Genomic DNA, 11,813 nt, shown 5'->3' with positions numbered 1-11,813 from the left:
TGAATCCATCGTTCCTTCAAAAAAAATGCCGCCAGTGTCGAAAGATAGGTTAACCACTGGACGCGAACTTTAATATCTCCAGTCACGATGCGGAGAACTCAGGGCTGTGCCGGTTTTACGCGAACTGATCTATTGGCGATCATTGCCGTGCTAGTTTTGCTTTTACTTCCAGTTTTTGGCCAGCCAAAAAGCCGGGTGCCACAAGTCACCTGTGCTAACAATCTTCGACAAGTGGGGCAGGCCATTCAAATGTTTGCGGATGAAAACGCAGATTATCTTCCCCCTGGTCCAAAAGCAAACATTGGTTTGCTCACGGGCCAAACACCCGGGTACACTACAACTTCCAAGTCTTCTTTATCCTATTATCTTGCCACCTATTTGGGCAGTCCGGCTCCAAGCAGTACCCGTACCGATGTCAGAGCACTTTTTTGTCCGGCATTTGAGCGGTATAACACCGCTTATTTAGTGACGACTATTTCCATCCGGTACTCGTATGCGCTGAATGATGGAATGGTTCCTGAGGACCCTTACAACCTGACTTTTAAACCCTTCGGATATCCTTCGCCCTTGGAATATCCTCATACCATTGCGGATATTCAAGCGCAGCAACCCTTATCCAAGGTGTACAGTATCATGGACGCAGACAAATTGAATTATACCAACACATTACTTTCCTGGCGTTTTGATTTACCAGACCAACCTGTGCATGGAAAAACACGCAATGCGCTTTACTTTGATGGTCACGTTGCGCCAAGACTGGTTGGGAAAGCGGGGACACGCTGAGATTGCAATATGAAGTGGCCTTTCTACCAGTCTGTATATGAGCAAATCAGAAAGCGCGGCTGGATGGCTGTAACTTTGGCGTTGCTTTTCGGAGTACTGGTGACAGCGCATTCAGAAAGCACGTTATTAAAGTCATTCGGACATGCCAATTTGTCTGGAGCAAATTCGCGCGCTGCGTTAAGCGAAGGAGATAGCGGCGACCTGTTTGGAACCACGGAATATGGTGGCCAATATGGGATGGGCACGGTCTTTAAAGTGAACCGAGCGGGAACGAATTACCAAGTGCTGCTTAGTTTTAGCGGTACCAATGGGGATGGTGCCCGGCCTTACGCGGGATTGTTGAAGGGCAGTAATGGCATATTCTATGGCACCACGTGCTATGGCGGCAGTAACGATGCCGGGACGGTTTTTAGGCTGGCTTCGGAAGGCGGCAATTATATCATTCTAAAACACTTTTTTACCAATGGATTGGATGGCAGGTATCCGCGCGCGGAACTCATTCTGGCAAGTGATGGCAAACTGTACGGAACTACTTACGGTGGCGGTGCCAGCAACCGGGGAACGTTGTTTCGGCTTGATCCCGATGGAGCCAATTATGCCATAGTGAAAAGTTTTACAGGAAGAACCAATGATGGCGGAAAGCCGTTTGCCGCCGTGATTGAAGGCTCCCAAGGCGTCCTTTTCGGGACAACATTTGTCGGCGGCATCACCAATCGTGGAACAATTTTCAGTATCAACAAGGATGGTAGCGGGTTTGCTGTATTGCGGAGTTTTATGGGCACCGGAACCACTATTGAAGGACGGTTTCCTTGTGCCAGCCTTATGCTTGGCGGAGACGGTTTGCTGTACGGCTGTACCCGTAAAGGCGGATTGGCGGATATGGGAACCGTTTTCAGGCTAAATCAGAATGGAAGCGGTTATGCGGTGGTAGCCAATTTTACCAATACTGCTGGAGGTCGCTATCCACACGCCAGGTTATTGGAAGGCAGTGATGGAGCACTGTATGGCACTACCTACCAGGGAGGAACCAATAATGTCGGGACAATTTTCAAGCTGGCGAAAGATGGCGGTGGCGGTATTCAGGAATTGACCAACTTTTTTGGCATTTATGCCAATGGCGCTCATCCTGAGGCTGGACTGATAAAAGGTAGCGATGGCATTCTATACGGCACCACTTACCGCGGCGGCGCCAGCGATTACGGAACCATTTTTGGACTTCCCGAGGGTGGTGGATTGTTCTCCCCGTTTCTTCATTTCAGCGTCAGCGGTGGAGATGGAAGTTATCCTGGCACGGTATTTCAATCCAGTTCAGGAGTAGTCTATGGTATTACTGAAGGCGGCGGCAGTAACGACTTGGGTACCATTTTCAGCATGAATCCAGATGGCAATAATGCTGTTGTGCTTCACCATTTTACTTCTACCAACGGCGATGGTTGTTATCCCAGTATGCTGCGTGAAAGCGGCGATGGAATGCTATATGGGGTCACTTACTCTGGCGGTTTCTCCAATTACGGAACTGTTTTTCGAGTATCCACCAATGGCGACAACTATTCAGTGTTGAAGAGTTTCACCAGTGCCGGAGGTGATGGCCGAAATCCTTATACCATCATGGAGGCAGGGGGAATATTGTATGGGGCTACCTATCGTGGTGGCGCGTCTGAGCGGGGAACGGTCTTTCGTCTGGACCGAGACGGTAGTAATTACTCCGTGGTGTGTACCTTTCTATCCGTCAATGGGTCATTGCCTGGACTTGGCCTGACCGTTGATGCGAATGGTATGGTCTATGGAACCACCTGTTATGGTGGGACTGCTTCCTGCGGTTTAATTTACGCTGCCAACACCAATACCGGAACCGTCACGGTACTGAAGACTTTCACTGGCGGCACCGATGGTTGCTACCCTTGGGGCGCATTGGTGTTGAACCGCGACGGCATGTTGTATGGCACGGCTATGGGGGATACTGTGGGGTTAAACGGTAACGGTATTTTGTATCGGATTAGCACCAATGGTAGCGGGTATGCCATTTTGAGAAGATTCGGTGGCATAAACAGCGTCAATGGCGGCAATCCATGGTCTGGACTGGTGCAAGCTTCCAATGGCTATTTTTATGGAATCACGGACCGGGGCGGCAGCAATGACGTTGGAACCGTGTGCTTGTTTGATAAAACCGGTAACGTGCAAACCGTGGTGCAACACTTTGCGCCGAATACACTGGGATGCTGTCCACAAAGCGGCCTGACGATGGGGCGCTCAGGTCGCCTTTATGGTTCCACGGTGCAGGCTGGCGGCATGGATTTCGGCACGTTGTACTCATTGACCGCATGTGTGGCTGCGTCCACACGCCAGCAAGGCAGCCAGATCATGCTCACCTTGCAGGGGGCTGCCAATCAGGCGTATGTCGTTCAACGATCACATAATCTGCTGCTTCCGGATTGGGAGACCTTCGGGTCAAACACCTTGAATGGTGATGGGGCCATAGACATATTTCTCTCCGGAGGCACCAATGCGGCCATCAATTTATATCGCACCATAACTCCTTGAGTTATGGGCGGAGAGAAGCTGGGGGACCTCATCGCCCCTGCGCGGCCAGCACCAAGGGTTCTTGCACGGGTGGGGCGGGCGGGGCGTTGCGCCAGTCGGTGGCGCGATCCACGGCGGCGCGCATCTGCATAAACCACCAACTCGCACCCGCCATGCGACGTTGCGGGCGCAGCACGGGACGCGGGTTGTTCCGCGCGTTGAAGCCGAGTTCCATCTGTTGTATTTGCGTATTCATTGTTAGCCTTTCGTTATACTTTCTGCGTACAGGCTAACAGGGGGGGTAGGACAAATACGGTCCTACCCTCAATTATTTTTTAAACTATTTTTTGAATCGGATCACCTTTATTATGAGGGCTTTACAACTTTGGAGCGGGAAAAATCCAGCCAAGTGAAGACCAGACAAACGGTCAAAAGCAGCAAACTGAACAGGCCCAGGATTTGCACCACGCTGGAGAAGGATTGAATGAGGTCAGGTCCTTTCGCCAGCGCCGGTAATTGCCATTCCAACACTCCGGCGTAGGCCACCGCCAGCAAGACCAACCATGGCACCACGCCATAGCGTTGACGGGCCAGCAGGTTGTTGGCCAGCACGTTCACGAGCGTCAGCGGCAACATGCACCAGACAAACCAGGGAACCAAGGGCGCGACTTTGAGGAAGGATTTATCATAGACCAGGCGCAATGGCAGCTCGGGGAAAATGGTGCAGAAAATGGAGGCCGACGCGCCTAACAGAGCGGTGGCACCCAGGGACAGAAAGACCACATTGGTCTTTTCCGATTTTGCGGCACTGGCCACCACTTTGGGAAACATGACGGCGGAGATGGGGATGGTGAAAAAGATCAGGGCGCGCCCGATCATGCCAGCCGCGGCATAAAATCCCGTTTCATTGCGATCAAAATAGCGCTGCACAAAAATCATGTCGGCACTCATCATGAACATGGTGGCGCCCGCGCCCAGCGTCAGCGGAACAACGCGCGCCAGCCAGGGTTTCCATTGCGGGTAAATCGCCCGATCCGTCCAGCAGAAGCGGTTCTGCCACGCTCCCAACCCGGTGGCCGTAGCCAGCCCGATGAACGCCCCCAGCACGGCGGACGGGGAGAGTCCGCCCAACAGATAGACCAGAACGAAGATGGCGGCGAACCGGCCCACGCCATTCATGATGTACACGTTGCCGTACCAGAGGAAGTTCTGTCGTCCCTGGAGCACGCCGCACATGATCGGAAACCAGAGAGCGCCCAACCCGAGCAGCAGGGTGAACCACAATGCGGACGGGTGCGTGACTTGCAAGGCCAGCACCAGGCGATCGTGAAGCATCACCAATGGCGCGGCCATGAGCACCCAGATGACAAAAATGCCGGCCATCACCGCGCGGGTGGTGCCAGATAATTCGCGGCGCTGCTCCTCCGTCAGAGCGGCGGCGGCCTGTTGGGCGAACACGCTTTGGAGGCCGATGGCGGGAATGCCCATCAGGTTGAGGATTTGGAGCATGGTGGTAAAGACCCCATATTCTGCCTTCGGCATTTTACCCGCGAGGATATGGACTGCGTACATGAACACGCCACCCATCATGGTGGCGATAACCACCCATCCGCTCTGACGAAAAAAATTGAGCTTGGAGGATTCAGTATTCACGGAAAATGAGAGACAGCGGAGTGATTATGGCATCACTTGAAGAAAACGGGTTAGAATACGCGCCGCTTTATCCAACTCGACCAGGGAAATCCATTCATCGCTGGTATGGGCCTGGGCGATGTTGCCCGGGCCAAACACCACGCTCGGGATGCCGCCCAGCGCCAGCACGGAGGCATCGCAAAAGTAATGGACGCCGCGCGATTGCGAACGACCGGCAGCACGCAGCAACTCCTGCACCAACGCCAGCCGCGGGTTGGTTTCCAGCGGCAGGCACGTCCCGGTTTTGCGATTGGACAGGGTCACTTTCAGGCCTCGGCCGCGAAGCAGGGTTTGGATTTCGCGCCGCACACCCGCGTCGGTTTCGCCTGGCAATGTGCGCCGGTCAATGGCGATCTCGCACAGGTCGGGCACAATGTTGGGCTGGGTGCCGCCCACGATCCGGCCCACATTCACCGTGGCGTGACCGAGCAAGGGATGCGTCCGCTGCCGTAGTTGCGCGGCATACTCGGTTTCCAGCGCATCCACCACGCGCGCCATGGCATGCACGGCATTACGACCCTGATCCGGGCAGGCGCCATGCGCGGCTTTACCGTGGGTTTGAATCCGCAGCCAGATATCCCCTTTATGGGCGGTGACCACCTCGAGCAACGTGGGTTCGCCCACAATCGCCAGATCCGCCTTTATGCCGCTGGCCGCCAAGGCGCGCGAACCGGCTTGGCCGGATTCTTCATCCACCAATCCGGCGAAAACAATTTCGGTGTGTTTGGGACGCCGCCGCGCCGTGGCCATGGCCTGCATCGCCAGAAACATGGCTGCCACAGAGCCTTTGGTGTCGCACGCCCCGCGTCCGTAGAGCCGTCCCTGTTTCAGGCGCGGGACCATCTGTTCCGGGTTCGCCGACGGCACGGTATCCAAGTGCGGAGCAAGCAGAATTCGCCGCTGTACCTTTCCAGATGGCGACAGGGTTACCAACAAATTGGCGCGTTCACTGGATATTTTTTGGAATTCCACGTCCATTCCGGCTTGTGACGCCATGGCTGCGAGGCAATCAGCAACCCGATGTTCGCCCGTGCGTGGATCGCCAGGGGGCAAAAACGCCGGGTTGACGCTTGGCAGCGCCACCAACTCCCGCAATAACCTGGCTGTTTTGGTCATAACAACGGTGGCAGTTTAATCCTTTCCCACGCCTTGGGTACGCAGCCATTCGACGAATTTCGCAATCCCCGCTTCGATTTTCACTTTCGGTTCATAACCCAACAGTCGGCGCGCCTTCTCCACGTTCGCGTAGGTGATGGGCACATCGCCGGGCTGCGCCGGCATCCAATCGCGTTGTGCCTGAACTCCCAGTGTTTGCTCCAGCACCTCAATCAGGCGGTTCAAAGTGATTGGATTGGAATCGCCCAGATTGATGATTTCAAACCCGAACTCGTGTTGGGTGCAGGCCAGGATGCCATCCACAATATCTGCCACAAACGTATAATCGCGCGCGGTGGAGCCATCGCCAAAAACCGGGATGGATTTACCCGCCAACATGCGCCTGGCAAATTTATGAATGGCCAGATCGGGGCGTTGCCGCGGCCCGTACACGGTGAAGAAACGCAAGGCCACCACATCGAGGCCATAGACATGATGATACACATGGCCCAGTGCCTCGCACGCCAGTTTGCTGGCGGCATACGGCGAGATGGCGGTGAAGATCGAGTCGCCTTCGGAAAACGGCACCTTGGCATTCACCCCATAGACCGAGGAAGAGGACGCTTGGATAAACTTGCGCACGCCCGTGCGGCGCGCCGCCTCCAGCACGTTGACAGTCCCTTCGACATTCACCCGTTGATACAAGGCCGGAGCGTCCAGGCTGGGCCGCACCCCCGCGCGCGCCGCCAGGTGAATCACCTGATCAAACCGGGTGCGTTCAAAAACCGCGTTGACCACCGTGGCATCCGTAATGTCGCCCAAGATAAATTCAAACCGACCCGGCACGGTTTGGATGGCCTGGAGGTTGGCCTGCTTTATCGCTGGCGCATAAAAGGGGTTCAAGTCATCCACCGTCCACACCGCGTGCCCGGCTTTTAAAAGTCGTTCACAAACGTGCGAACCGATGAACCCGGCCCCGCCTGTTACTAAAAAGTTCATGCCGACACGATAACCAGCCGGGGATGACGCTGTCGAGCCCGCAGATAAACCGTGTTTTGCGGTAATTTCGCACAGTTTGTAGGGGCCTCATAAGTCTGAAGACCATTACACCGATAACACAAATAAGACCAACCCCCAATTCTGAAATCTGAAATTGGCTGGTTTTTATCCGTGCCATCCGTGAAATCCGTGGTCAAAAGTCCGGAATTGAACCACAGATAAACACAGATGCACACAGATAAGACCAAACACCTGTTCGCCATTCCGCATTCCGCATTCTGAAATCCGCAATCAATTAACTGGCAGTTCCAAGTGAAATTTGGTTCCCCGCCCCACCTCGGTTTCAAACCACAGTTTCCCGTGATGATCTTTCACAATGCTGTGGCTGATGGAAAGTCCCAGCCCGGTGCCTTCGCTCCGCGACTTGGTGGTGAAGAACGGATCAAAGATTCGCCCTTGAACTTCAGCCGGGATGCCCGCGCCGTGATCTTCCACCGTAATCCGCACCCAACGCCGCCCGTCCCGCTCGAAATACACGGCACCCAAACGCATGATTTTGTCCGCGTGATGAGCGGAGTAGCGCTGGTTGAGGGCATCGCGGGCATTGGTCAGCAGGTTCATCAACACCTGCTGAATCTGTTGGCTGCGGCATTTAATGGCCGGTAAGTCCGGTGGCACTTCGACTTGCAGCGTAATTTGGTCGCGGCGGATGACCGTGCGGATGAGCGATAGGGTCTGTTCGATCATATCCTGCATCCGCGCCGGGCTGTGGGCCTGCTTCTCCTGCCGGGCAAACTGCAGCAGGCTGCGGACGATGACGGCCACCCGCTCGGTTTCGTGGATGATTTCCTTGGCATATTCGCGCGCCTGACTATCCGACCCAGATCGGTCCAGGATTAACTGGGCGTAATTCATCACCCCATTGATGGGGTTGTTGATTTCATGCGCCACCCCGCTGGCGAGGGTGCCGATGGATTCGAGCTTCTGCTGCTGGCGCAAGTGGACTTCCAAATTTACCCGCTCCCGCTCCAACCGCTTGCGCTCCATGATATCATGATAATTCCCAAGGATCCCGCGGATATCGGGGTCGTGCAGGAGATTGACGCCGGTAAATTCAATCCATTTGTAACTGCCGTCCTTGCAACGGTAACGGCATTCGGTGGTGGCGGGGACGTTGGGTTTTTCAACGAGTGCGCCAATAAACTGCTGGGCGTGAGCCAAATCGTCAGGGTGTACGTTGTCCAGGGCCTTGGCCCCGACCACTTCTTCCGGCCGCCAGCCAAACCATTTCTCGAGGTTTGGGCTCTTGTAACGATTGATGCCATTCTGATCAATGATGACGATCACATCCCCGATGTTGGCCACCATCTTGCGCTGCCGGGCCTCCGCCTCCCGCAGCGCCTCCTCCACCTGCTTGCGCCCGGTGATGTCCCGAACGGTCGCAATCACCCCGATGATCTCGCCTTGCGCGTTTCGCAACGGAGCACAGGCGTCCGAGGCCCAGCCCGATTTGCCGATCGACGGCAGATGATACGGGAACTCAATGGTGTCCGGCAGCTCCCCCGCCAACGTTTTTTCAAGGCGTTCAATTACGCCATGTTCTTTTAAGAACGGAAACAAGTCTGCCGGATGCTTGCCCAGCACCGCCTGGGCGGCCAATCCGCTGATTTGTTCCATGTATGGATTCCACACCTGATAGCGCAAATCGGGGCCATAGACGATGATCCCTTCCTGGGCACTGCGGATGATTTGCCGGTTGAACTGAGCGACCTCCCGCAGTTCCCGCGTGCGCTCCTCAATGATCCACTCCTGATCCTGATATAAGGCGGCGTTGCGCAACACCAGGGCCACGATACCCGCCAGCGTTTGCAACAAATCCCGCACTTCGTTCAGGCGCTCCGGGTCGGGTAACCCAAACACGACCAGGGACCCGACCTGAATTTCTCCCACGCGCAGCGGGAAAACGAGCGCCAAAGCAAACCCCAGCGCCGCCAACGTGCCGGCTGCCGGAACTTCATCCCCGGCCCGCCAAATCGCCGGTGTCTTCAGTTGATGTGCGGTCCGAATCAGAGCGGGCAGGTCCGGCCCCGCTTCCGCCCGAAGACGGAATTGGGTCGGTTCCAGACACAGCATACGGTCCTCCGCGCCATCCAATGCTGCCCCGCATTGGGTCAGCAAAATGCCGCGCGCCCCGGTCAAGTCGCGTAATTCATCCGCCAGGTACCGGGCCAGTTCCCCGGGGTTATCGGCGCGGCCCAAGAGATGGCTGATCAAATCCAGTGCCATCACGGGAAAGGCAGGGTCCGATGGAAGGGGGTGTGAATTCATGGGCCAGCAGTACGATTGGTGGTTGAGTTATTCGGGTGCAACGTTTGCTGGAGGTTCTGGCCCAAGGCCTCGAGCGACACGGGATGGACTTCGTACGGCAGGCCACAATATTCCGAACAAGCGCGCAGTTCAGCCTCTGGCACAGGTGCCACCCTGGTATCCAGATAGACCAACTTGGTATGCATCTCGCGCATCAAATCCTTGGCATTCTCCGGGTTCAAACCCAATTCATGCATAAACACCTGGCGCCAGCGCCGCATCCACTCGGGAATCAGGAGAAACGCACCCGCCCGGCGCAGCCGCCGGAACTCCGCCCGGCCCAACAGTAAATCACAGCAGCACTGGCACGGCGTCCGAGCGACCCCGGGCCGCATGGAGAAATCGGTCATTTCAGCGCAGCAATCGCCATACGCCAGCACCACGGTTTGTCCCCGTTCACGCGCGGCACTGAGCGAGGCGTCGAGCACACGGCTTAGCCGCTCCGGGTGCATGTGCAGCATGGATTCAACAAACTCGACCGGGCAATCCAGCCGCCCGGTGCGCCGGAGCAACTCGATCTCCGCCTGCAACACCGAACAACTGATCAGAAGTGAACCGGGCGTGCTCATGTCTGCGTTCCCCCAAATTCTTCCACTGCGCGGCGGACCGCCAGAAGATTTTCCGGCGGGGTATCATACGGCACATCCGGCCCCGTCGAGCCCAGAATAAAGCGGGCGTCCGCGCGCCGGTTTTCCAGAGCCGCGCGCGCTTGCACGGCTGCCCCTGCGGCGGAAAGCGTGCCCAGGTTGGGACCATCCATCCCGCCAATCAGCGTTGGTTCAGGCCCCAGCGCGGCACGGCAGAGACCGAGATCATCCGTATGATCCACCACCATGGCGGCCAGGTGCGGCAAGCCGGGTAACAAATCCAAGTGCGACAGAAACGGACCACCCGCATGATGCAGCACCACGGCGCCCCGGATGCCCGCCATCGCTTCGCGCAAGGCCGGCAAGGTCACCCCCGTGACCGTTCCCCGTGGCAACATGGCGGGTGAGATAAACACGGCGGGCATGGCGACAAATGCGGCACCCGCCTCCAGCAGCCCGTTCGCCAGTTCGATAAACCATGGATTGAGCCGCGCCATCAGTTCGCGCGCCTGTTCCGGTGCAAAGAGCAGGCATTCCATCCACGCCTCGAACCCCACCAGCAGCGCCGGGAAATCCGTCAGGCAAGTGAGCACTCCGGCAATCGGCACGGTGCCAGCGCTCTGGGCGGCCATTTGTCGGGTCGTTTCCCGCAGATAGGTCAGGCGCGGGTGTCCGGACGGATCAGGCAGCGGCAACTTCAAGGCCTCCGCCACGGATGTTGCGGCGGGGCGCTTGAGAATGGGCGGATGCTCGGGAAACCAGCGGGTTTCCGCGCCGAAGGCCTCGGCCACCGCCGCCAGCGCAAACGGCCCAAAGAGAATGTCCGGCGCAAAGCGCTCCGCCACCGCCGCCTGACCGAGCGCGTAGGCCGTCGGGTTGGAATAATATTCGGGCAACGGGCAGCCCGTGAGCCGCGCGCCATAGAGGCAAAGCGTCAGGCTGAACGGTCGGCGATCCACCGGCTGTCCAGCCAGCGTGGCGAGAATGCGTTCCAGACTGTTCATAGGTTACTTATCGGTGACCAGTCATCCGTCATCCGTGAGCCGGGGTGAATGCTTCCGCCCGTTCTTGAAGACGCACGAACAATTGCGAAGCCTCCAAGGCGTTACCCGCCGTGCCGTCGGCTCCCACTTCGGCCACCAACGCGGGCCGAGCCATGAAGATGGCGCCACCAACCGCCAATTGGAGCCGCCCGGTCAGGCCCCGGCGATCAATCTCCTGGCGCACCTGAATGATGTTCTGCGCGGTGGTGTAAATCATGGCCGAAACGCCGATGATCCTGGCACCGACCTCAAGGGCTTTGTCCACAAAGACGGACGCAGCCACGTCGTTGCCCAGATTATGGACCCGCCAACCGTCTTTTTGCAAGAAGATGGCCACCAAGCGGCAGCCCAACGAATGAAAGTCGTCCTGGATGTTGCCCAATACCACCGCGCCTTTTTCCGCCACCGCCCCGGACGGAGTTTGAGCGGCGATACGAACCAGCGAATCCTCCACAATTTTGGCGGCCACGTAGGCTTGTGCGATGGTGAAAACCTCTTTCCGTTGCCAGGCTTCGCCCAACTGCGTTAATGCCGGCTCCAGCACCTCCACAATCAGCCGCTCAAATCCATGCTCAGACGTCCACGTTTCCAACAACTGATTAGCCGCCCGGCGATCCGCCAGCCGGATACAGTTCAGCAGTTCGTTTTGGATCTCTTCGCTGTTCATCGCTTTACTGATTCCGGTGAATTGCAGGGGGTTTTTCAGCAGGTTTTTTGGACGGCTAAA

The 11,813-nt window shown here is 56.9% G+C and carries 10 protein-coding genes; 2 read left to right on the top strand and 8 right to left on the bottom strand.

What is annotated here, in order from left to right; all coding sequences use genetic code 11:
* Positions 1–132: 132 nt before the first annotated feature.
* Positions 133–783 (top strand): hypothetical protein, encoded by a 651-nt coding sequence (locus tag WCO56_26105; GenBank protein MEI7733072.1) that lies wholly within the window; start codon positions 133–135, stop codon positions 781–783.
* 63 nt (positions 784–846) lie between these two features.
* Positions 847–3,324, top strand: coding sequence for a choice-of-anchor tandem repeat GloVer-containing protein (locus WCO56_26100; protein MEI7733071.1), 2,478 nt, complete (start codon positions 847–849; stop codon positions 3,322–3,324).
* 28 nt (positions 3,325–3,352) lie between these two features.
* On the opposite strand, the gene WCO56_26095 is transcribed toward WCO56_26100, so the two are convergent.
* From WCO56_26095 to WCO56_26060, 8 genes are all read right to left on the bottom strand, one after another.
* Positions 3,353–3,559 carry a hypothetical protein gene (locus WCO56_26095; protein ID MEI7733070.1) on the bottom strand — a complete coding sequence of 69 codons (207 nt, stop codon included), beginning with the start codon at positions 3,557–3,559 and terminating at the stop codon, positions 3,353–3,355.
* Positions 3,560–3,669: 110 nt separating this feature from the next.
* The gene (locus tag WCO56_26090) at positions 3,670–4,956 is read right to left on the bottom strand and encodes a hypothetical protein (GenBank protein MEI7733069.1); all 1,287 of its coding nucleotides are present in this window, start codon (positions 4,954–4,956) and stop codon (positions 3,670–3,672) included.
* 24 nt (positions 4,957–4,980) lie between these two features.
* Positions 4,981–6,111 (bottom strand): M20 family metallopeptidase, encoded by a 1,131-nt coding sequence (locus WCO56_26085; protein ID MEI7733068.1) that lies wholly within the window; start codon positions 6,109–6,111, stop codon positions 4,981–4,983.
* Between the two features lie 15 nt (positions 6,112–6,126).
* Complete coding sequence (locus tag WCO56_26080; GenBank protein ID MEI7733067.1) at positions 6,127–7,089, bottom strand: SDR family NAD(P)-dependent oxidoreductase; 963 nt, start codon at positions 7,087–7,089, stop codon at positions 6,127–6,129.
* Positions 7,090–7,380: 291 nt separating this feature from the next.
* Complete coding sequence (locus tag WCO56_26075; protein ID MEI7733066.1) at positions 7,381–9,417, bottom strand: PAS domain S-box protein; 2,037 nt, start codon at positions 9,415–9,417, stop codon at positions 7,381–7,383.
* Positions 9,414–10,025 carry a DUF1638 domain-containing protein gene (locus WCO56_26070; protein MEI7733065.1) on the bottom strand — a complete coding sequence of 204 codons (612 nt, stop codon included), beginning with the start codon at positions 10,023–10,025 and terminating at the stop codon, positions 9,414–9,416. The genes WCO56_26075 and WCO56_26070 overlap by 4 nt, the downstream gene beginning before the upstream one ends.
* Positions 10,022–11,047, bottom strand: coding sequence for a uroporphyrinogen decarboxylase family protein (locus WCO56_26065; GenBank protein ID MEI7733064.1), 1,026 nt, complete (start codon positions 11,045–11,047; stop codon positions 10,022–10,024). Before WCO56_26065 ends, WCO56_26070 begins: the two co-directional genes overlap by 4 nt.
* Before the next feature lie 28 nt (positions 11,048–11,075).
* On the bottom strand, positions 11,076–11,813 hold a 738-nt coding region (locus WCO56_26060; protein MEI7733063.1), incomplete at its 5' end, for a cobalamin-dependent protein.

Source organism: Verrucomicrobiota bacterium (assembly GCA_037139415.1).
GTDB lineage: Bacteria > Verrucomicrobiota > Verrucomicrobiia > Limisphaerales > Fontisphaeraceae > JBAXGN01.
Note: the sequence above shows the minus strand (reverse complement) of the source record. Positions and strands in the feature narration are given on the sequence as shown.

Excerpts from the sequence above, each read along its gene's own strand:
- WCO56_26100 (MEI7733071.1), top strand. The coding sequence starts at position 847 with ATGGCTGTAACTTTGGCGTTGCTTTTCGGAGTACTGGTGACAGCGCAT.
- WCO56_26095 (MEI7733070.1), bottom strand. The coding sequence starts at position 3,559 with ATGAATACGCAAATACAACAGATGGAACTCGGCTTCAACGCGCGGAAC.
- WCO56_26085 (MEI7733068.1), bottom strand. The coding sequence starts at position 6,111 with ATGACCAAAACAGCCAGGTTATTGCGGGAGTTGGTGGCGCTGCCAAGC.
- WCO56_26080 (MEI7733067.1), bottom strand. The coding sequence starts at position 7,089 with ATGAACTTTTTAGTAACAGGCGGGGCCGGGTTCATCGGTTCGCACGTT.
- WCO56_26075 (MEI7733066.1), bottom strand. The coding sequence starts at position 9,417 with ATGAATTCACACCCCCTTCCATCGGACCCTGCCTTTCCCGTGATGGCA.
- WCO56_26070 (MEI7733065.1), bottom strand. The coding sequence starts at position 10,025 with ATGAGCACGCCCGGTTCACTTCTGATCAGTTGTTCGGTGTTGCAGGCG.
- WCO56_26065 (MEI7733064.1), bottom strand. The coding sequence starts at position 11,047 with ATGAACAGTCTGGAACGCATTCTCGCCACGCTGGCTGGACAGCCGGTG.